This window comes from Scytonema sp. PRP1 (assembly GCF_036697665.2).
Taxonomy (GTDB): Bacteria; Cyanobacteriota; Cyanobacteriia; order Cyanobacteriales; family Nostocaceae; genus Kalymmatonema; species Kalymmatonema gypsitolerans.
This window is the reverse complement of sequence record NZ_JBAHYJ020000099.1, coordinates 1-21,280: the sequence shown is the minus strand read 5'-3', so window position 1 is coordinate 21,280 and position 21,280 is coordinate 1. Positions and strand designations below refer to the sequence as shown.

At 44.4% G+C, this 21,280-nt stretch carries 23 protein-coding genes; 10 read left to right on the top strand and 13 right to left on the bottom strand.

Annotated elements, in window-relative coordinates:
* Positions 1–113 precede the first annotated feature (113 nt).
* Together V5G28_RS26400 and V5G28_RS26395 are read right to left on the bottom strand one after the other, a co-directional pair.
* Entirely contained in the window at positions 114–1,121 is a 1,008-nt protein-coding gene (locus tag V5G28_RS26400) for an SPFH domain-containing protein (protein ID WP_332990516.1), read from the bottom strand.
* A 30-nt stretch (positions 1,122–1,151) separates the two neighbouring features.
* Positions 1,152–1,586, bottom strand: coding sequence for an NfeD family protein (locus tag V5G28_RS26395; RefSeq protein ID WP_096564461.1), 435 nt, complete (start codon positions 1,584–1,586; stop codon positions 1,152–1,154).
* A 236-nt stretch (positions 1,587–1,822) separates the two neighbouring features.
* On the opposite strand from V5G28_RS26395, the gene V5G28_RS26390 reads away from it, so the two are divergent.
* Complete coding sequence (locus V5G28_RS26390) at positions 1,823–3,748, top strand: 4-Cys prefix domain-containing protein (RefSeq protein ID WP_332990511.1); 1,926 nt, start codon at positions 1,823–1,825, stop codon at positions 3,746–3,748.
* A gap of 328 nt (positions 3,749–4,076) precedes the next feature.
* The gene (locus tag V5G28_RS26385) at positions 4,077–4,640 is read left to right on the top strand and encodes a Uma2 family endonuclease (RefSeq protein WP_332990509.1); all 564 of its coding nucleotides are present in this window, start codon (positions 4,077–4,079) and stop codon (positions 4,638–4,640) included.
* 95 nt (positions 4,641–4,735) lie between these two features.
* Here the strand turns inward: V5G28_RS26385 and V5G28_RS26380 are convergent, their stop codons facing one another.
* On the bottom strand, positions 4,736–5,320 hold the full coding sequence (locus V5G28_RS26380) for a Uma2 family endonuclease (RefSeq protein WP_332990507.1): 585 nt from the start codon (positions 5,318–5,320) through the stop codon (positions 4,736–4,738).
* Between the two features lie 256 nt (positions 5,321–5,576).
* On the opposite strand from V5G28_RS26380, the gene V5G28_RS26375 reads away from it, so the two are divergent.
* Positions 5,577–8,015, top strand: a complete 2,439-nt coding sequence (locus tag V5G28_RS26375) for a CHAT domain-containing protein (protein ID WP_332990505.1) — start codon at positions 5,577–5,579, stop codon at positions 8,013–8,015.
* A gap of 101 nt (positions 8,016–8,116) precedes the next feature.
* Here the strand turns inward: V5G28_RS26375 and V5G28_RS26370 are convergent, their stop codons facing one another.
* Complete coding sequence (locus V5G28_RS26370; protein WP_332990503.1) at positions 8,117–8,311, bottom strand: hypothetical protein; 195 nt, start codon at positions 8,309–8,311, stop codon at positions 8,117–8,119.
* Positions 8,312–8,418: 107 nt separating this feature from the next.
* Here V5G28_RS26370 and V5G28_RS26365 point away from each other — a divergent pair, with 107 nt between their 5' ends.
* The 3 genes from V5G28_RS26365 (at position 8,419) to V5G28_RS26355 (ending at position 9,705) form a co-directional block, all read left to right on the top strand.
* On the top strand, positions 8,419–8,682 hold the full coding sequence (locus V5G28_RS26365) for a hypothetical protein (protein ID WP_332990501.1): 264 nt from the start codon (positions 8,419–8,421) through the stop codon (positions 8,680–8,682).
* Positions 8,679–9,095, top strand: a complete 417-nt coding sequence (locus V5G28_RS26360) for a PIN domain-containing protein (protein WP_332990498.1) — start codon at positions 8,679–8,681, stop codon at positions 9,093–9,095. Before V5G28_RS26365 ends, V5G28_RS26360 begins: the two co-directional genes overlap by 4 nt.
* A gap of 172 nt (positions 9,096–9,267) precedes the next feature.
* On the top strand, positions 9,268–9,705 hold the full coding sequence (locus V5G28_RS26355; protein ID WP_332990496.1) for a hypothetical protein: 438 nt from the start codon (positions 9,268–9,270) through the stop codon (positions 9,703–9,705).
* A gap of 57 nt (positions 9,706–9,762) precedes the next feature.
* Here the strand turns inward: V5G28_RS26355 and V5G28_RS26350 are convergent, their stop codons facing one another.
* Positions 9,763–10,323 (bottom strand): Uma2 family endonuclease, encoded by a 561-nt coding sequence (locus V5G28_RS26350; RefSeq protein ID WP_332990494.1) that lies wholly within the window; start codon positions 10,321–10,323, stop codon positions 9,763–9,765.
* Positions 10,324–10,562: 239 nt separating this feature from the next.
* Entirely contained in the window at positions 10,563–10,862 is a 300-nt protein-coding gene (locus tag V5G28_RS26345) for a hypothetical protein (protein WP_332990491.1), read from the bottom strand.
* 20 nt (positions 10,863–10,882) lie between these two features.
* On the opposite strand from V5G28_RS26345, the gene V5G28_RS26340 reads away from it, so the two are divergent.
* Complete coding sequence (locus tag V5G28_RS26340) at positions 10,883–11,152, top strand: ferredoxin-thioredoxin reductase variable chain (RefSeq protein WP_332990489.1); 270 nt, start codon at positions 10,883–10,885, stop codon at positions 11,150–11,152.
* Positions 11,153–11,157: 5 nt separating this feature from the next.
* Here the strand turns inward: V5G28_RS26340 and V5G28_RS26335 are convergent, their stop codons facing one another.
* The 6 genes from V5G28_RS26335 to V5G28_RS26310 form a co-directional block, all read right to left on the bottom strand.
* Positions 11,158–11,379: a hypothetical protein gene (locus V5G28_RS26335; protein WP_041039143.1), complete on the bottom strand. Its 222-nt coding sequence runs from the start codon at positions 11,377–11,379 to the stop codon at positions 11,158–11,160.
* A gap of 102 nt (positions 11,380–11,481) precedes the next feature.
* Positions 11,482–12,273 carry a YdcF family protein gene (locus V5G28_RS26330; protein ID WP_332990545.1) on the bottom strand — a complete coding sequence of 264 codons (792 nt, stop codon included), beginning with the start codon at positions 12,271–12,273 and terminating at the stop codon, positions 11,482–11,484.
* A gap of 139 nt (positions 12,274–12,412) precedes the next feature.
* Complete coding sequence (locus tag V5G28_RS26325) at positions 12,413–12,913, bottom strand: hypothetical protein (RefSeq protein ID WP_096564474.1); 501 nt, start codon at positions 12,911–12,913, stop codon at positions 12,413–12,415.
* Between the two features lie 9 nt (positions 12,914–12,922).
* Complete coding sequence (locus tag V5G28_RS26320; protein ID WP_332990483.1) at positions 12,923–14,470, bottom strand: bifunctional aminoglycoside phosphotransferase/ATP-binding protein; 1,548 nt, start codon at positions 14,468–14,470, stop codon at positions 12,923–12,925.
* 98 nt (positions 14,471–14,568) lie between these two features.
* Positions 14,569–15,159: a 50S ribosomal protein L25/general stress protein Ctc gene (locus V5G28_RS26315; RefSeq protein WP_096564476.1), complete on the bottom strand. Its 591-nt coding sequence runs from the start codon at positions 15,157–15,159 to the stop codon at positions 14,569–14,571.
* 78 nt (positions 15,160–15,237) lie between these two features.
* Complete coding sequence (locus tag V5G28_RS26310; protein ID WP_096564477.1) at positions 15,238–16,581, bottom strand: adenylosuccinate synthase; 1,344 nt, start codon at positions 16,579–16,581, stop codon at positions 15,238–15,240.
* A gap of 180 nt (positions 16,582–16,761) precedes the next feature.
* On the opposite strand from V5G28_RS26310, the gene V5G28_RS26305 reads away from it, so the two are divergent.
* The 3 genes from V5G28_RS26305 (at position 16,762) to V5G28_RS26295 (ending at position 20,896) form a co-directional block, all read left to right on the top strand.
* On the top strand, positions 16,762–17,808 hold the full coding sequence (locus V5G28_RS26305; protein WP_332990478.1) for an adenosine deaminase: 1,047 nt from the start codon (positions 16,762–16,764) through the stop codon (positions 17,806–17,808).
* A gap of 301 nt (positions 17,809–18,109) precedes the next feature.
* Positions 18,110–19,939 (top strand): DNA mismatch repair endonuclease MutL, encoded by a 1,830-nt coding sequence (gene mutL / locus V5G28_RS26300; protein ID WP_332990476.1) that lies wholly within the window; start codon positions 18,110–18,112, stop codon positions 19,937–19,939.
* A gap of 333 nt (positions 19,940–20,272) precedes the next feature.
* On the top strand, positions 20,273–20,896 hold the full coding sequence (locus V5G28_RS26295; protein ID WP_332990473.1) for a Uma2 family endonuclease: 624 nt from the start codon (positions 20,273–20,275) through the stop codon (positions 20,894–20,896).
* A gap of 262 nt (positions 20,897–21,158) precedes the next feature.
* Here V5G28_RS26295 and V5G28_RS36870 read toward each other — a convergent pair whose 3' ends face one another.
* Complete coding sequence (locus V5G28_RS36870; protein WP_442994292.1) at positions 21,159–21,269, bottom strand: hypothetical protein; 111 nt, start codon at positions 21,267–21,269, stop codon at positions 21,159–21,161.
* Between the last annotated feature and the right edge of the window lie 11 nt (positions 21,270–21,280).

Below are 21,280 nucleotides of genomic sequence, written 5' to 3'. Positions count from 1 at the left end.
TGAGGGGGACAAATCAATTCAAAATTCGCTCATTCAAAATTCAAAATTTAAAAGTAAGAATCTCTCCCTCATCTGCGTCCCTCACTCCCTCTCTCCCTCCCTCTCTCACCCTTTTAGCTGGCGTGATTGTTATTTACTGGGGTATTTCCGTAAGCATTCAGGGAGTTTGAGTCAGTTTGACCATCTGAGACAATCGAGCGTATACCCTCCAAAGTCGCGGGAATCGTGCGCGGATCCATAAACATGACCTTACTGCTATCACTCTTGCCAATTATCGCGCCCATATCCAGGTAGCCTAAAGCAAGCAGAACTTCCAGCGCTTTGTGACCATTGGGGTTTGTTTGGATTTTTTGGGCAATAATGTCCGCAGACTCAGCAACAGCTTGTGCTTTAAGAACCTGCTGCTGGCGTTCGGCTTGTGCTTTGAGAACGATCGCTTTTTGTTCAGCTTCTGCTTGCAAAATGACGGCTTTTTGACGGGCTTCTGCGTCCAGAACTTGGGCATCAGCTTTACCTCTGGCGCTATTAACAGCTGCTTCTCGTTCGCCCTCAGATGTCAAAATCGCCGCCCGTTTGCGGCGTTCCGCTGACATTTGCAGTTCCATCGACTCCCTGACTGCTTGTGAGGGAATAATATCTCGCAGTTCCACCCGTGTGACTTTTACACCCCAAGGGTCGGTAGCAACGTCCAATTCGTGCAGTAAAATTTCATTAATTTGAGAACGGGCGGTAAAAGTTTCATCAAGTTCCAGTTTGCCCATTTCCGCACGAATTTGAGTCAGCACCAAATTCTCCATTGCCATCCGGAGATTTTCCACTTTGTAGTAGGCTTTCTCCATATCGACGATGCGCCAATAAACCACAGCATCAACGCTAATTGAGACATTATCGCGGGTGATGCTTTGTTGTGGAGGAATATCTATGACTTTTTCCCGAATCGTCTCCCGGAAGACAACTCTATCTACAACAGGAACGATAAAGTTAAGCCCTGGTTCTAACTTTTTGTTATAGCTTCCCAAACGTTCCACCAAAGCTTCATTACCCTGATTCACAACTTTGACAGAACCTGCTATAGCAGAACCGCCTAAAGCTAAAAAAACAAGTAAAAAGAACTGTTCCATAATGAATTTTCCAATTTTTTAATTAAGCAATTACGAGTGCAACAGATTTTCTGGCATCACAATTAGGGTGGTGCCTTCGCGTCTTGTGACGTAAACTCTTTGATTGGGTGGTATGCTGAGTTTTTCATCGTCACAAAGCGCCCGCCAAGAATTCCCCTCGTACAGCACTCGTCCTGTTTTCCCGGCTGGAATCTCTGTTAAAGTTTCAGCTATAATTGCATCCTGAATTTTCGACTTGCGGTATCGCGGTGTCACAAACCGACGGGAAAGTACGACTAGCGCTGTGGAAAGCAACAGCCAAACCACAACTTGCAGCCATAACTTGCCCAAAATCGCTTGAGACAGAAACGCCACCACAATAGCGCTAATTCCCATCAAGAAGGCAACAAAAGCTGTTGGCAGAAACAGTTCCATCAAACATAGACCTGATCCCGCTAACAGCCAGATTAAAGTAGTACTTGGCATAACGCCATCCTAGACAATACATTCACGCCGTCAAGGCATTTATATGATTAGATACACTCATACATTGACTGTTTCCAGAAAGCCAAAGTTATTTTTTTAGGTAAATTTTGATGACTTTTAGTAACAGTATGTTTAACCAAAAGAATAAAATTCCAGTCTATTCTAACCTTCGAGTATTTTACAGCTAAATTTAACCCTTAATTAACCCTTATATTTGTCGAAAAATTCCCACTTGCATGATTTCAACACAGCAGATAATTTATTGCACAAATCCCCGCTGTACTCAACCCATGAATTCTGTGGGGGATAGTGTTTGTGCAAGTTGTCAAACTCCCTTAGTTTACCGCTACCTTTGGGCAACTGGTTCATCAGTAGCCGAAATCCAACCAGGAGAAAAGGTGGCGAATAGGTATGAGGTTATTACCCCTAATATTTGGCTGGATACTCAACCAGGATTATTGCCAGATATACCCGAAGAATTGCCAAGAGAAATTGTGTCTTACCTGCGGCTATACCAACACAGACTACACATTCCTCAGGTATATGGAATTGCTCACGATGATATTCTGTTGCTGGAAAATGTGCCGATAGATGAGACAGGAAATCTTTACCCAGCAATCACAGATGCATGGGAGCAAGCACAAGCCGTAAGGCAAGTTTACTGGTTGTGGCAAATTCTCCAACTGTGGATACCGTTATCAGAGTTGGGTGTGGCTGGTAGTTTGCTGATTCCAGATAATTTGCGAGTGCAAGGTTGGTGCGTGCGAGTGTTGGAACTTGTAGAGACGAGAGGTGGCGCGTCTCTACAGCAATTGGGCGAGTGTTGGCAACCTTGGGTAGCGACTGCAAAAAAACCAGTGGGACAAGAGTTGAACAACATAGTCCAGCAGATGCGTAGCGAGGAAGCAAATTTAGAGTCTATTGCGAGTCAACTCAATGCATTACTTCTATCATCTGCAGCAGATTTGCCATTAACCCTAAAGGTTGCAGGAGCAACAGAAACTGGTCCACAACAAACGCAAAATGAAGATACTTGCTACCCCACTAACACTGGTGATCCCGATGATCCATTATTACCACGGGTATCCATTGTTTGTGATGGCATTGGTGGACATGAAGGCGGCGAAGTTGCAAGTCTACTAGCAGTGCAGTCCTTAAAGTTGCAGCTCCGTGCCTTACTGACAGAAGTGAAAGAACAAGCAGACATTTTACCGCCGGACTTGATCCAAAAACAACTAGAGGCAAGTTTGCGGATTGTAAACAACGTAATTTGCAACTGCAATGACGAGCAAAAACGCGAAGGTACCCAACGCATGGGTACAACACTCGTGATCGCAGTGCAATTACCGCAAAGCATCCAAACCGCCCTCGGGTTTCAGTCATTAAATGCACATGAACTTTATTTAGCAAGTGTTGGCGATAGCCGTGCATACTGGATGACGCGCAACTATTGCCAGCTTTTGACAATAGATGATGACGTAGCGGGGCGGGAAGTCCGCTATGGTCGTAGTTTGTATCGAAAAGCATTGCAACGCCCAGATGCAACTGCCCTAACTCAAGCATTGGGGACAAAAGAAGGCGAATTTCTGCGTCCTTTGGTTCAGCGATTTATTTTAGAAGAAGACGGTATATTACTGCTATGTTCTGATGGTTTAAGTGATAATGACTGGGTAGAACATTCTTGGCGGGATTACGCTATCCCTGTTTTACAAGGTGAACTTTCCTTGGAAGATGCTGTCCGAGGGTGGATTGAATTGGCAAATCAGAAAAATACTCATGACAATACGTCAGTGGTTCTGACTTATTGTCGTGTCTCGCGAGACCCTATAGTGCCAATGACTTCCGCCCTAGCACCTGTAGAAATAATAGAGGCAGAACAAGAACAACAAGAACAACAAGAACAACAATATGAGTTGGCAGCAAGTTCTCAAGCCCTTCTGGAGTTGGATGTTTCAGAACCACCTGCACTAGACAAAATCCAAACTCCTGCTAAACGGCAAGGGCGGCGAAAGTGGTGGGTTTTGTTTGGGGGATTGTTGGCATTTGTGGGCGGTGCGAGTTTAGGATTAGTTGCTTGGTGGCGGCTAAGCCCGGAAACATTCCAGCAGACGTGTGGGCGACTTCCCGAGAAAGTCCAGCAAGTGTGTTCGCCTCAGAAATAAACACTCACCCTTGAAAGGTGTTAGAACCTCGTGCTTTGAGTATTAGGGAGTACCAAAAAATAAATTATCGATTATGTAGGGTGGGTTAGGCGTACGATAATTGAGGTCTTACATTCAGGACTAAAGTGCGCCGTAACCCACCATTATTTGCGTCACTAAAAATTGGAGATAATGGGAGATTTTTTTATTGCAAGTCGCTTAAAAACTGATAGCGCCAGTGTTAAATGGTATGCAAGCGGTTGTGGCGGTAGCCAGAAGCAAAAACTGTTTTTGAGAGTAGGGTACTGCTAGACTAAAAACATATCCCGTTTGCTTTTCTTCAGGAGCCATGTCCACGGTAATTACCCAGTCCCTGACCCTGGAGGAGTTTCTCAAGCTACCAGAAACAAAGCCTGCCAGGGAATACATTAATGGTGACATTATTCACAAGCCAATGCCAAAAGGGAAGCATAGCCGATTACAGTTAAGGCTATGCAACAGTATCAACGATGTTGCCGAAAACCTCAAGAGTGCTTATGCCTTTCCAGAACTGCGGTGTAGTTTTGGTGTCCGTTCAATAGTACCTGATGTAGCGGTTTTCAATTGGTCGCGTATTCCTTTTGCTGCTGATGGGAAAGACGATAATGATTTTCTGCTTTATCCAGACTGGACAATTGAAATTCTTTCCCCAGAACAAAGTTCAAATCGAGTCACAGGCAATATTCTCTATTGCTTAGATCATGGTTGCCAATTAGGTTGGTTGATAGACCCAGAAGATCGTTCCATTTTGGTCTTCCGTCCAAATCAGCAACCAGAACTTTTGCAGGGTGATGAGCGTTTGCCAGTGTTAGCCGGGATAGACTTGGAGTTAACTGTTGCTCAGGTGTTTGGTTGGCTAAAAATGAGCAGTTAGAGAAATAGCTAAAACAGTTAGTTTAGAAGTCCCATTAAAGCTATAGCCAGTGTTAGAACCTCGTTCACGAGTATCAAAGACTCAAAGCGCGAGTGTTAGGAACTTATGCTTTGAGTATCAGAACCGCCAATTTGTTTGCCAAACTCTTTGACTGCTAAAAGCGGGTTGGGATGCCGTACATATTCAGCTAACAGTGCTAAATCTAAATTGGGGAGTAATTCGCTGGCTTGGATAAGTTCATATTTGTCGCCTCGCAGACGATACACAGAGAATTGAGAGTTTTGCCAGAACCAAACCTCTGTCACACCCAGCCTTTTGTACACTGCTAACTTATCCGTCTCACCACTCGTCAAAACAACTTCTACAGCTAAGTCAGGAAAGTCTTTTTTCAAACCAATACAGTAGCTTTCATCTGGTTCTGTCCCTCCCCGTTGTTCTTGTTTCCGGAAAGTTGTAGAACCAAGGGGAAAATATTTGGTGTCAGTTTCCTCAAAATAAACTTCCAACAAAGTCCCGATGCGTTTCTTAATTCCCTCGCGACGGGGACTTGGTGACAAGATTTCTAAGACACCATCTAAATAGGTGACGCGATAGGAGGAGTTATCTGACAACTTGACCAGTAGCGCTTCATATTGTTCCCAAGATACCTCATTGGCGATAAACCGCTCTTCTGTCTCCATATTTTTCAGCGTTTCCTGCTCTAAGTCTTAAATTAGCTCTGCTAGCATCGGCTTACCTTTAATAAGGAAAGACTGTAACTTCTATGCTAAACAACAAGGTATCCAAACGATCGCATCTTCCTCCTAAGCGTCAAAATTTAGTAACTTTGAGAATCAAAAGCTGTGTACAAATGAATAATATTCTACCCGGAATTAGCAATAATCTACGTGATGTTTAATTTTAGCTAGCATAAAACGAACCTCTTCCACAGCAGCTATGGCGAAAAATTGCTTGCGGATTACTCATCAAGGGGATACGGTTCAACTTTCCTGGCAACGGGGACAGGCAGCGCCTCGGTTTGCCGATGTCGTAGAATTTGAGCATCCTTTTAATCAGCAAGCGCTTACCGACTTGCGCTGGTATCTCGAAGAGTATTTGCGCTTTCCCTACGGACTCGCGCCAGACAACGCCGCAAAGATAGAGCAAAAGTTGCAGAATTGGGGAGAACAGTTATTTGAGTTAGTGTTTCGCAGTAGCGAAAAAGCGCGGGAATTTTTTCAAGCGGCTACCTACGATGGGCTGCATAACTGCGAACTGGTGATAACATCCGATGATCCCACGGTGTTAAATTTACCTTGGGAGTTGTTGTACTCAACGAGCGATCGCCAATTTCTTGCACCAACTCTTGCTGGTATGTCTCGCAGTCTCAGTGAATATGCCGTGCGAGCGGAAATGCCACCATTGCCCCAGGATAAACTCAATATCTTGCTGGTGATTGCTCGTCCCTATGGGGAAAAAGATATTGCTCTCAAAACTATTGCTCGTCCTCTGCTGGATTGTGGATCACAAATCCGCAAGCAAGTCAATATTAAAGTCTTGCGTCCGCCTAGCTTTGAGGAGTTTGAGCGGGAACTCAATAGGAACAAAGGATTTTATCATATAGTCCATTTTGACGGACACGGCCACTTTGACCCCAATAGCCAAGGATTTCAGCATACCTTGGGTCGGACGGGACAGGGAGTATTAGTATTTGAAGCCCTTGATGGTTCACCGCAAATTATCACAGCAGCGCAAATAGCCCAGAATTTAGCAGATTGCGGAGTGCCGATTTTTGTGTTGAATGCTTGCAAATCAGCCCAGGAAGGAGAAGCAGAGTTTTCTTCAGTGGCTACCCGCTTGGTGTCCTTGGGGGCGAACGGTGTTGTCGCCATGGCTTACAAGGTGCAAGCAGAAGCAGCAAAATATTTCATGGGGCGGTTGTATGGCGAATTGGTAGCGGGTGCGAGTCTTGCTAACGCAGTAGCGGCTGGGCGTAAAGCAGTTTTAAATCAGCCGCAGCGTCCAAGCCCCAAGGGCGATAAACCTTTGCGAGATTGGTTAGTTCCCGTGTTGTATCAACAGGAACCTTACACGCCGTTTATTCCGGAAAATAATACAGATATTCCTAATATTGACGATTTACTTGTAGAGACGCGCCATGTAACGTCTCTATATGGGTTTCCAGAAGCGGGCGCTTATGGTTTTATTGGGCGAGATTACGATATTTTGCGGTTAGAGCGGGGGTTTCGGCAAAATAATATTGTACTGGTGCAAGGCATGGGCGGCGTAGGCAAAACCGAATTAGCCTGTGGGTTTGCACGGTGGTTAGAAGAAACTCAGGGACGCGCTGGCAAGATATTTTTTGTGTCCTTTGAACATGGGGCGACGCTGAGTTATGTTGTCAACCAAGTGGGTAGGGAAGTTTGGCGAGATAAGTTTTCTTCGGTTCCCACAGATAAACAACGGTTGGCGGTGTTGAAATATCTCCAAACTCAGCCTTGTTTATTGATTTGGGATAACTTTGAACCAGTCAACGGTTTTCCCACAGGAAATGAACCCTTACTGAGTGGGGAGGAGAGAAGCGAACTCAAGCAATTTCTCAAAGAATTGCGGAGTGGCAAAACTTGGGTGTTGATAACCAGTCGCCGGGAGGAACCTTGGCTTGACTGTGGTTATACTTTGCTGAATTTGGGCGGTTTGCGCGAACAGGATGTAGAAGAATTAGCGGCAAAGATTTTGCAAACGGCGGGAGTAGACAGGGCAAAGTTACCGAAAGAGTACTTGGAGTTGTTGAAACTGTTGGGCGGACATCCGTTGTCGTTGCGGGTGGTGTTACCGCATTTGAAGACGCAGACACCAGTGCAGTTGATTGAGGCGCTGCGGTGCGGGTTAGATACTTTTAAGGGAGTGGAGGAGGAAGGTAGGGATAAGTCGCTGACGGTGTCGTTGGATTATTCGTTTAGTAAGTTGTCAGAGAAGGCGAGGCGGCATTTGCCATTTTTGGCGTTGTTTTGTAAGAGGGTGGATGTAAATTTGCTCTCTAAATTTTCTAATGGTCTTGATGCTGATGCCGACGAATTGCTTGGATTTAGACAGACATATCAAGTTGTATTTGAGGAAAACCTGCAAAAACAGGATTGGCTCAGAATTCTTAACGAAGCAGTTGATGCAGGAATTTTAGAACATTTCGATCAAGGTATTTACCAAATTCACCCTGCTCTGCCGTGGTATCTACAGCAACAGTTATCTAGACAACACGCTGCGGAGGTAAGCGAATTAGAAAAAAAGTTACTCCTTTTATATGCAATCCATTCCGCTGCCTATGACCCAGAAGAAAATGGCAATGCTCAGGAGGCAATCATGCTCTTGCTCATTGAAGGGGGAGTGCGCGGGTGAGGTGCGTGAGGTTATTTGGGCGGCGCGGGATAGTTAGGTTGGTTAGCTCCCCGACTTCTTAAAGAAGTCGCGGATCTCGCAGTCTCATTCATAAGTTTTATTTAACCTGTGGTAACGAATCCATAAGCGGTTGCCAGGACAACAACTTTGGGAGTGACGACAATAACTTTGGGAGTGACGACAACAACTCTGGAAGTAACGACAGCAACTTCGGGAGTGACGACAATAACTTTGGGAGTGACGACAACAACTTTGGGAGTAATGACAACCAGATGATTCGTGAGTGCGATCGCCATCCCAACAATAAGACAGTGAGGGAATGCGATCGCCTAGGTTGGGGCGTAGCCCATCGCGACGTTTACAACAGTTGTGTTTTATTCTAGAAACAAAAAGGAGCAAAGTTATGCAAGCCTACAAGCTGAATGCAACAATTGATGAATCAGGTCACTTAATTATTGACGAACCTCTTAATATTGCTCCTGGTAAGGTGGAAGTCATTATCTTGCAGCCAACTGCAACTACTACCGACACTCCCAAACCAACCAAGAAGCGGGAATACAAAGTCCAAGCTTTGAAAGACTTGCTCGAAAATGCTCCACCTACACCACCGGATTTTGACCCCGAACAAGCCAAGTGGGAGTATCTAAAGGAGAAGCATAACCTGTGAAGGTTCTCATAGACACAAACATTATTGTTGATGTAGCACTTGATCGCGACCCTTTTTTCACAAATAGCGAACAAGTTCTAAGCTTTGTGGAGCAGCAAGAGATTCAAGGTTATCTTTCTGCATCTACCTTCAGCGATTTATACTATATCATCCGTAAAGCAAAGGGTCACTTTTGGACACTGCAATTTCTGCAAAGAATGGCGACTCTTTGCCAAGTAGCTACAGTAGACCAAGCAGTCATCTCAATGGCGCTAACTACCAACTTTAAAGATTTTGAAGACGCTATTCAATACAGCACTGCGGTTCTTAATCGCTTAGATGCTATTATTACTCGCAACCCAGTCGATTTTCCGGTAACGATTCCACGAATTATGACTCCTGAACAATTTATTCAAGAATTCAGCAATCCTTGATTAAGTAAGTAGGCGAGAAAAAATCAAACTATGTAAAGAAAAGTAAAGTTTGAAAACTAGTTCGTAGAAAGCGCTTTAGCGCTAAAGCGCTTTCTACATACCGTTCGGCTGAGCTCACGGCGAAGCCTTTAATGATTTACACCAACCTACTTATTTTGGTAAAAATATATTTATGAACGCTCAATTAACGCCTTCTGAAATCCAACAAATTCAACGAACTCTTAAAGACGAACCTGCACAAAAAGCACTTTTCACCCTAGAACAAAACAACGGTAATTTAGAAGCTAGTTTTGACATTCTCTGGCAAGAACAATTCGGCATTCAAGAATACGGCAAGGGCAAATCTCTATTGCAACTTGTACTTGATGAAATCCGCGCTGAAATCTGCGGTGATGAAGGTTTACGCGGAAAACTCAAGGAATACACCAATAATCCTGGTAGCGCTTCTTTACTGAACAGTATTATCGGTTCATTGGTAACAGTTGCAGCCTTAAATGGCATACCTATTGATGGGGCGATCGCTACAATTGTCGCGTTATATATTTTAAAAATTGGACTGAATGTTTTCTGTAAATATACTGCTTCAGAGGGTGAAGAGGAGAAGAAATAAATTTCTCTGTATCTACACACAAAATATTAAATTCAATATTTGTAGTAGAAACAAGAACTATCCTAATATTTCATCAACAGTAATCATCATATCAGGAAATGCCTGAATTGATAAACTTTCACCCCGCGTCAACTTCTGAATATTCCGATATCCATCAGCTGTCGGTTCTCGAAAAACTTCCACACATTGCTCATTAATATCTACTAACCAAACTTCAGTTATCTTGTCTTCAGCATAAAGAGGGATTTTCACTTCCCGGTCATATTTAACCGTTGTATCTGCCACTTCTATAACCAGGAAAATATCGTTTGGTTGAGGATGTGCGTTTTCATAAAAATCTTCGCGAGGTTGCAGCAATGTCACATCTGGCTGCGGTTCGGAGTTATTGTTTAACACCACTGGATTTTGAGTATCTATTAAGGCACGTCCTTGTAGTTTTGCAGATAATAAGTTGCTTGAGCGTCTTACACAAGCAGCGTGTTTGGTTCCAATGGGTGACATTTCAATGATCTCTCCTCGTATCAGTTCTACTCGGTCATCCTCAGTAAGAATTTCCGATTCAGCCATTTTGTGGTATTGCTCAACTGTGAATTTCCGTCTTAGTAATTGCACAGACATTGCTACCTCTACTTTTTCCCGTATCTTAAATTATAAAATTTGTTGCAAAAATACAATCATTCAGCACCGCAACAAGGCGAAGATGCGTTACGGACTTCGTCCTCTACTTTTTCCCGTATCTTAAATTATGAGATTTGTTGCAAAAATACAATTATTCAGCACCGTAACAAAGCGAAGATGCGTTACGGACTTCGTCCTAACACATCCTACAATTGTTTTAAAGCATTCATGCAAGAGGTCTATTGCCAGTTTCCCTTAACTTCCTCTGCAAGCAGTTGACCTTGGGAACATCCAAGAGTGAAGATAATAAGAACTAGACCTCTTGCCCAAGTACGAGGCGACTTTGATGTTGCCCTAGCCCTGTTCGTCTCTTCGTTGATTGGAAGAACAAAAGGGTCAGGACTAAGGCTAAACATGAAATAATAAAAGCCTGCACAGGCGAGCTTTGTTTGTCTAGCAGCAACAGAGGCGTTCAGACGGCGTGTCTGTGCAGAATAAGTACGAACAGCAATACATTGTGCAAGCAGTCTATTTTTCAAAAAAGCAAGTTCAGTGAGGGATGGCTGTGGAGACAGTTGTGGAACAAAAGCTAGGTGTAAATACTAATATGAAAATTGGCGATCGCGTCCGCGTTAAAGAATCCGTCATAGTTTATCATCATCCTGAGCATCGTGGGAAAGCTTTTGACCTCAAAGGCACAGAAGGTGAAGTGGTAGGTATTATCAATCAATGGCAAGGTAGACCCGTCAGTGCTAACTTGCCGATTCAAGTTCAGTTTAGTAAAAAATTCAAGGCACACTTGCGTGAAAATGAATTAGAAATCATCTAAATCAGTCATTTGCGGCGAAACCACTGCATTATATTTAGTTCGCCGCGCATTCTTTCTAGCTCTTGACGATGGTTCTCTGCTGTAGTATAATACCATTCACAATGTCTTTTCAGCTCTGAGCGCGCCTGAACTTCGTAATAGAACTGGTGAGTTGTTTGGTAAGAGGCAAATGTGTCCTCAACTTGCGGTTGAGGGGCAGGTATAATAAGCGGTAACTCTTGAGACATAATCCTAATTCAGCAAGAAGATAAGAGTAAATTTAGGGGAGTTGTTGTACAAATCTTTATTTATTATTACTTACTCAATAGCTAATAACTCATAACTCGCTTTCACAGCCATCCGCGCAAGCGATAGGCGAGAATACCAACGTATTCTTTCAAAGCAGCGGTAAATAAGTTTAGGTTGTCAACATCAGGTAACACATTCAGTAACGCCGCCTTTGGGGTGCTGCTAAGTTCTTGCAAATCACCCTCACTAATGAGAAAGTCAGTCGGTGTGGGAATGGCATCAATACCTTGACGACGGAAAATGAGAAGCGATCGCGGCATATGAATTGCCGAAGTCACCAGTAAAACGCGGCGAATCCCGCGAGATACCAGAATTTTCTTAACATTCACCGCATTTTGATAAGTGTTGAGAGAATCAGGCTCCTGTACAATTGCTGCTTCTGGTATACCAATAGAGGTGAGGATACTAGCCATATCCGCCGACTCTGATGAACCGCTTCCCTTCCAATTAATGCGACCACCACTAAGAATGATTACAGGAGCTTTTTTTTCGCGGTAGAGTTCACCAGCGTAAATGACGCGATCGCCTGCTTCATTTAAATCTACACTGGGTCGTGGCGGCAAAGCTGATCTGGTAGCACCACCCAAAACCACAATGGCTTCTGCGGTTGGTATTTCAACAGGTGGAAGATTTTGCCATTCCAGAGACTGCACAAGCCAACGAGAAACCCAGCCATTACTGCTAGATAACAATAAAATCAGCGCCAGCGCAATTGCAAGCGCCGCAGTGCGTGGTCGTTTCCACAACATAAAAAGTGCTACCAGCAAGCATAAGCAAGCCAATCCTAGGGGATAGAAAAACAGTGGTAGCAACTTGGAGAGATAGAAAAACATTTGGCAAATTTCTCCGTTGACATGATGAGGATGACGATAACGATGAGGGGAATGAGGAGGATCAGGGGGACAAGGGAGAATTTCTACTTCTCCCTCCCTCCCTCTGTGCCTCTCTCCCTTTCTCCCTGTCTCCCTCTGGCTACCTTTCCCAAAACCGGAAATTAATACTTCCAGGACGGCGACGGAAACGGCGAGTGGTTTTCCTGATTTGGCGTCCTCTGGTTGGTTGTTTTTCACTGGCAATTTCAGCATCGCCGTCTTCTAACTCTTCTTGTGGGAGTTGAGTTCTTGATTCTTCCTTACTTTGCCACCAAGCAATAATCCAGCCTCCGCCTATACCAGCGATCGCACCCAGAAAGATACCCATCGGTGGTTTATACCCCACAAACACAAAGCCGAGTAAGAAAAATAACCAATACTTCAAGCCTGCATCAACGCCTTCAGAGGTAGCTACTGTTGAAGCCTGGGGACCACTTTTGGTTGATGCCGTTACCCAGCCTAAGGCGAAACCACCCAAGACGCCCAGAAAAATACTGAAGGCTGGGTCGTATCCTGTCGCTATAAATATGAGTGTGAAAAATAACCCAAGTAGGATTTGCGTTACGAAGTTTGCTGAGAAGTTTAGCTTTGGTGGTGCCATAAGGTTAGCCTATTGCCGAATTACATCCTTTAATTGTGCCTCTATTGATTGAGTCGTATCCAAAATTTTAGCGAGTGGTTTTTCTTTTTCACTCAAAGGTTCAGCTTGCTCGATCTGAGATTTTAATAAATCAGCAGTCGCATCAGCAATATCACCAGTACGGTCATCCAATCGCTGTTGCAAAACTTCTAACGGTGCTGTGCAGGAGATAATTTGCAAAGGAAGTTGATGCTCAACAGCTGAGGCGATCACCTCCTCACGCAACTGCTGTCGGTCATACTTAGCATCCAAAATCACCGAGTATCCTTGACTTGCCAACAAAATTCCCAATTCCAACAGCCGTGCATAAGTTTTTTGAGTCATTTCAGGTGTGTACAAATCATCACCACCCCGTTCCAACAACCCAATTCCCGCCAAATGTTTTCGCACCGCATCCGAACGAATTTGAATTGCCCCCAATTGACGAGCTAAATACCGTGCTGTCGTACTTTTACCAGAACCCGATACACCCGACATCAAAATCAGCCGTCCTTGATGGGGTTTTGTGTATTCCCAAGCAAGCTTGTAATAATTCGCTGCTTTTTTTGCTACCTCCTCCTTCACCGAAGAGGGGACACTCGGGTCATCTAACAAGAATGAAGTCACCTTTGCCCTGACATACGATTGTCGGCTTAAATAAATGGGCAACACCTGTAACCCTTCCCAATCCCCAGTCACCTCAACGTAAGTATTCAAATAAGCATTACTCAAATCAGGACGCTGCTGACCTTCCAAATCCATCACAGCATAAGCAACGTCAAACATTGTATCGACAAAGCGAAACGGCTCATTAAACTCAATGCAGTCAAACAGCCAAATTTTCTCTTTCCACAAACAAATATTTCCCAGGTGCAAATCCCCGTGACATTCTCGAACATAATTCTTTTGAATTCTGCTCTCAAAGAGTTCGCGACGTTCGGCAAAAAACTTATCCGTATACTCCTTTGTCTCCTCAAACTGCTCCTGCGTCTGGGGACCACCGATATACTTTTGCGTTTGCTCGTAATTTTCGTCAAAAGCAGCCCGAATTTGCTCCACCTCACCAAAAGAGCGAATGTAATCATTCGTCACAGTTTTAGTGTCATGGTATTCAGCTACCACCCGTCCCAGCTCTTCTACAAGTCCCTCATTTAACTGACCCTGCTCAAACATTTTGTTAAACAGCGCCTCTGTGGGAAACTGAAGCATTTTCAGCACATATTCCACAGCTTCTCCTGTTCCCCCTAGTTGGTACTGCTCCCCCACCAAAGTTACAGGAAACACCTCCAAATACAATTCCGCAGCTCCGCGCTGATTTAAACGTAACTCCTCCTGACAAAAATGTCCCCGCTTCTCTAAAGTCGAAAAATCTAAAAAGCCAAAATTCATAGGCTTTTTCACCTTATAAGCATAATCTCCAGTCAACAGCACATAAGAAATATGCGTCTGAACCAATTGAATCGGTTCCTTCACCGGATGCGGATAAAACCCAGGCTGCAACATTTGCTCAATTAAAGCTGGAATGGAAACTTCTGTCATCTTCTCTTGGCGTCCTTGGCGTCTTCGTGGTTTACATAACAAAAAACCAGAGGTATGCCCCCTGGTTTCAACGGTAACTATAACAAACTTTAGGTATCTTAGGTCACAGATTCTGTTTCTGTATCAGCACTTCCTTGTGGAGGCAACACAATCAGAACAGATTGCCCAGGTTCACCCAAATATTTAGCACCCTCAGGCAGAGAGAGTTGCTCAACAGTCAAACTATCTCCGATGTTCAGGTTAGAAATATCAACCTCAATCACTTCAGGAATGTTTTCTGGTGCACAACGCAACGGCAAGAGTGTAAGGTGTGTGTCTAATACACCACCTTCTTGCTTCACACCCACTGGTTCTCCCACAAAACTCAGACGTACTTCAATATCCGTGTCGCCATGACCTGCGACAGCAAAAAAGCTCAGGTGGTAAGGCGTACGTTTTGCTGGATGAGATTGAACTTCCCGTAGCAAGGTTTTTCCACGCCAAGGAATATCAGTCACATTGAGGTCAATCAAAGTGTTGTTAATCGAACCCCCTTTCAGCAGGCGCTCAACAACCTTAGCATCAATAACCAGAGCAATTGACTCGGTACCTTTATGACCGTACAAATTCGCGGGGATTTTTCCAGAACGGCGCAAAGCATTGGGCTTGCTGCCTTCTGGCCGCTTTTGAGATTCGACTGTTAACTCCATGTTAGGATTTTAGATTTTAGATTTTGGATTTTAGATTTTGATACTATCACGCTCGTATTGGCACAATGCCTTACACCCCTACGCACTCAGCAATGAAGCGGGCGTGCCGTCAGGGTGCAACAAAGCACGTTTCGGACCGTGGATCGGGTCTTCTACAATGATAGTTTGATCGCGGCTCGCTCCTAAGGAGACAATTGCGATCGGCACTTCTATCAATTCTGCCAAGAATTTTAAGTAGTCTAGCGCTTGCCTTGGTAATTCTTCTAGGGAGCGGCAGTGACTGGTTGAGGTACGCCATCCTGGCAAGGTTTTGTAGATGGGGCGACACTGTGCAAATTGACGGGCGCTGCGAGGAAAGTGTTCACTGCGTTCCCCATCTATCTCATAAGCCACACAAACTTTGATTTCCTCCAGTTCGTCGAGGACATCGAGTTTGGTGATTGCCAAACAGTCCATACCATTAACGCGGACGGCATAGCGACCAATAACCGCATCAAACCAACCACAACGTCTCTTACGTCCGGTGGTTGTGCCAAATTCCGCACCCAGTGAGCACAGCAATTCTCCCAATTCCCCGTCTATTTCTGTGGGGAAAGGTCCCTCGCCTACCCGAGTGGTGTAAGCTTTGGCTACCCCAATCACTCGGTCAATCATTGTTGGTCCTAGCCCCGTCCCAACACAAGCTCCTCCCGCCACTGGGTTAGAGGAGGTAACATAAGGGTATGTCCCATGATCCAAGTCCAAGAGCGTACCCTGCGCTCCTTCAAACAAAATATTGCGCCGCCTTTGAACCGCGTCGTATATTTTTAGAGAAGTATCGACGACGTGCGGTCGCAGGCGTTCTGCATACCCCAAGTACTCGTCAATCACCTGTTGCGGGTCTAACGGGGGTAGGTTGTAAAGCTTTTCCAGAATGACGTTTTTATAATTAATTGTCCACTCGAGCTGTTCGCGTAGTCCTTCAGGATCCATCAAATCTAAAACCCTGATACCAGTCCGCTCTGATTTATCAGCATAAGTTGGACCAATCCCTCGACCGGTAGTGCCAATTTTATGGCTACCCCTTCGCTCCTCCGATGCCGAGTCAATCAATCGGTGGTAAGGCATCGTGATATGAGCTGTCTCAGAAATCAGCAGATGGCGAGTGGAAACACCAAATGCTTCTAGTTGGTCAAGTTCTGCTATCAAAACCTGTGGATCTATGACTGTCCCACAGCCGATAATGCAGTCGGTATTTGGATACAAAATACCAGAGGGAATCAAGTGCAGCTTGAAGGTTTGACCCTTGACTACAATTGTGTGTCCAGCATTGACGCCCCCTTGGTAACGTACGACAACATCTGCGGAGCGGCTGAGCAAGTCTGTTATTTTACCTTTTCCTTCATCGCCCCACTGGGCACCTATAACAATGACGTTAGCCAAGTTTTTATTAAAGAGCTAAAGTTTCCACAAATTATTATTATCAGCATATTTGTTTCCTTATGTCAATGCATCGAAGGAAAAAATTAAACAAACAAGATAACAAAGTCTCATATCATGGCTTGTTTTTTTATTTGTTACTGTAAATAATAATTACAATTTTTCGGTTGTTAAAAGACTACTATGGCTTTATATGCAGAATTACATAGGCATCTAGGCGGTTCGGTTGTCCCTCGTGTATTGTGGCGATACTTCGAGCGCAACTCGTCTGTTATGATTTCTCGGTTTGCTGAGTATTCAGACTTTGAAGAGTTTTACACGCGTCCGCGCAATACTCTAGATGAGTATCTGGAGTTGCACACTTTGGTAGAAAGCGTGCAAACTGTGGAGACTTTGCCTTACTTTATCTACCGCTTGCTTAGGGGTGCTTACATTTTTGAAAATTTGGCTTATCTAGAACTGCGCTACACCCCTTATTTGCGCACACCAGACCATCTGAGTCAATCACAGAGAATTGACAAGATGGCGGAAATTGTGGAAGTTGTGGGCAAAGCGAGCAAACAATCGGAATATCCGATTGTTACTAGCCAAATTCTCTGTATGCACACACGCCTACCGTTTGAGGTAAATAAGGCGATTATTGATTTGGCAGCACAGAACAAGCAGTATGTTTGTGGTGTAGACGTGGCTGGGGGAGACAGCTACTATGCCGATCGCATGGAGGAATGGATTAGTTTGTATGATTATGCGCGATCGCTTGGAATTAACACCACAGGTCATCTTTATGAAACGACTGCTGGGTGTTATCCCCAACTTTTACCTTATCTGATGCGGATTGGTCACGGCATTCAGATTCCCCTGGTGTATCCTGAGTTACTTAAAGATGTGGCGACGCGCGGTCAGTGTTTGGAGGTTTGCCCCACAACATACCTGAAAACTGGAACTTTGGAGGACATACGTCAACTCAAGTTAGTGTTTGACCGATGTTTTGATGCCGGGGTAGACATCGCTATTTGTACTGATAACGCCGGGTTGCACAATGTGCGTCTGCCATTTGAGTATGAAAATCTCTTGACTTACGACATTATCAACTTTGAACAGTTACAAGCTTGTCAAGATGCAGCATTCCGTCATGCTTTTGCTTGGCCCTACAGCCAGCGTCCAGTGTCCTTACTCAATGGGTTGCTGAACACTGAACCGGCTAAAGCTTTAGCCATTATGGAGTCCTAAACTCCCACAACAGTTTGACTGGCTGTCAGATGTCAGCAAAAACGCTCTTAAGTACTGAGTCGTATCATGTCTGGATGAACACTTATAAACAAAACTACCCTGCCCCAACCCTCCCCGATTCATGGGGAGGGTGCCCGATAGGGCGGGTGGGGTAAAAATTGCTGTAATATTTCTGTTTAATCTTCCTGTTTAATCTTCAATAAGTTAAGTCTTGTTAAACGAGACATATTTCTACAAAAACGTTGTAGTAAAATTCGCTCTGGTCATCGCAGGAGTTGACTCGTCGTCTACACTGTAGTTCATGATGTCAACTATTCAAGCTTTACCAGCAGAAGTCGTACATCTCATTACAGCCGGAGAGGTCATCGACTGTTTTGCTTCTGTCGTACGGGAATTGGTCGAAAATTCCCTAGATGCAGGTGCGACACGGATTGTAGTGTCCTTATGGCCTCAGCAATGGCGCGTGCGCGTAGCAGATAATGGTTGCGGAATGACTTTAGATGACTTACACAAATCAGCAACAGCACACAGTACCAGTAAAATTCGCAATTGTGCAGATTTGTGGAAAATTACGAGTTTGGGGTTTCGTGGAGAGGCGTTGCATAGTTTGACGACTCTGGCAGATTTAGAAATATTGAGTCGTCCCAAAGGTGGAGATTGTGGTTGGCGGGTTGTGTATGGCTATGCTGGGGAAGCATTGTACGTAGAAGTTGCTGCGATCGCTCCTGGTACAGTTGTGAGTGTCTCAAATTTATTTGGAAATTGTTTACCTCGTCGTGAGGCGTTGCCAACATTAGCACAGCAAATGAAAGCAGTGCAAGCAACAATTCATCAAATCGCCTTGTGTCATCCCCATGTTACCTGGCAAGTTTGGCAAAATGACAAAGAGTGGTTCACCCTTTGTCCCTCCGCCGCGATAGGACAACTGCTGCCCCAGATTCTACATCAAGTTAAAGAAGCTGATTTACAGGAATTAAAATTAGAAATACCACTACCTGAGAACTCAGAACTCAGAACTCAGAATTCAGAACTAACAAATGTAAAGACGCGCCACCTCTCGTCTCTACAACTGAGAACTCAGAACTCAGAAGTCACTAGCGAGAATTCAAGACTCACGAGTGAGAATTCAGAAACCGCAGCTAGGAACTCAGGACTACATTTGGTTATAGGATTACCTGATCGCTGTCATCGCCATCGTCCAGACTGGGTGCGGGTTGCTGTCAACGGAAGGATGGTGAAGTCGTCGGAATTAGAGCAAACTATCCTGTCAGCATTTCATAGGACATTACCGCGCGATCGCTATCCAGTTTGTTTCCTGCATTTATTCATTTCTCCCGAACATATCAACTGGAATCGCAACCCAGCAAAATCAGAAATTTATCTCAACCAACTGAGTCATTGGCAAGAACAAATTAGTGGGGCGATCGCCCAAGCACTCCGCATCAATTCTACGTCTGTTAAAGACGCAGTTCACACAACGCGAGTCGGTAAATTACTCAAAGCCGCAGAAGAAAAAAGCGGATACAATGTCAATCGTTCTATTCCCAGTGAAGAAGACAAAACGGATGGAGAGACGGTGGATGCAACGTCTCTACAACTCAAAGCCGTTGCTCAAGTCAATAACACCTACATCGTGGCGGAACATCCAGGTGGACTGTGGTTAGTAGAACAGCACATTGCCCATGAGCGAGTTTTGTACGAGCAATTGTGTGAGAATTGGAAAATTATACCAATCGAACCCCCAGTCATTCTTTATCAATTATCTCCAAATCAAGTCTCGCAACTGCAACGTATTGGTTTAGATATAGAACCTTTTGGCGAACAACTTTGGGCAGTCCGCAGCGTACCCGCACTTTTTCAACAGCGAGACGACTGTGCAGATGCAATTTTAGAACTCAGCTGGGGAGGTGATTTGCAAGCAGCGCAAGTCGCCGTCGCGTGTCGTAGTGCCATTCGCAACGGTACAACCCTGAGTTTACAAGAAATGCAAACACTTCTAGAGCAATGGCAACGCACACGCAGCCCCCGCACCTGTCCCCACGGACGCCCAATTTATTTATCTTTGGAAGAGTCTGCTTTAGCTCGTTTTTTCAAACGTCATTGGGTGATTGGGAAAAGTCACGGGATTTAAATGTTATTTACCAAGTTGCCGCTCAAAAACCTCACCCCATCCCCTCTCCTTAGTAAAGAGAGGAGTACCCGTCTCTCGTTCCTATGCTGAGCATAGGAATGCCTAAAAGGAGGCTCTGCCTCCCAACCATTATATTTTGATGACTATGTTATGCGTAGGGTGTGCCGTGTATGAACCGTTTAGAAACAAGATCCACAGTAGTGGGCACTACCTACCAATACTCTAGAACTACAATGGCTTGACTAGCAGTGCCCACCCTACACAGGATTTCTTGCTAATCACAAGCCTTATCGCAAAATGGATAGAAGAACAAGGAAATGAGGAGAAGGAAAAATGACTCAAGTTATACGCAAACTAGTAACATTTGAAGAGTTTGCACTCTTGAAACCAGAAGATGGACGTTATGAACTTCACGATGGAGTAATCATTAAAATGCCGCAACCCTTGGGAGGACATGAAGACATCATAGGTTTTTTAACTCTAGAAATAGCAGTAGAAATTAAACGACTAAAGCTTCCCTATTCCATACCTAAAACAGCGCTAGTCAAACCACCTGAGAGCGAATCAGGTTACTCGCCAGATGTGTTGATACTAAACCGTTCTAATTTGGCAGCGGAACCACTTTGGAAAAAGGAATCTACTGTTACTCAAGGTGCATCAATTCCTCTCGCAATTGAAGTCGTTAGTACTAACTGGCGAGATGATTACCACAAAAAATATGGTGAGTACGAAGGAATTGGCATTCCTGAATACTGGATTGTTGACTATCTTGCTCTTGGTGGACGTAATTTAATTGGCAATCCCAAACAACCCACTATCTCTATTTATTCGTTGGTTGAAGATGAGTACCAAGTGAGCCAGTTTAGGGGAGATGAGCGTATCCAGTCACCAACATTCCCTGAGTTAAACTTGACCGCACAACAAATTTTTGACGCTGCGAGCAGTTCTTCAGTGTAGTCAACAACATGAGACATCATTTGCAAAGACAACACAATGCCGATAATACACAGGATTTGAATATAGCACTCCTAAATGATTTGTGAAAAAACAAGATCCCCGACTTCTTTAAGAAGTCGGGGATCTGATGCATGAAGTACAAATTTATCTGTGTCCATCTGTGTCCATCTGTGGTTCATTATTTCTTCGGTGTATCTTACCGAATTGCAAACCGCTATATTCTCCCTTCATAATATGCAAAGTCAAGTTTATTCAACTTTATTCAACGCGCATCGCCAATCAGGACAAAAGGTGACCAATAATAAGGATGACGCTCAATTTGCTTTAGCTTCGCTTTTTGCAGTGCTTCACCTTTGCTCATACCCTGCTTCAGGTTCTGATAAA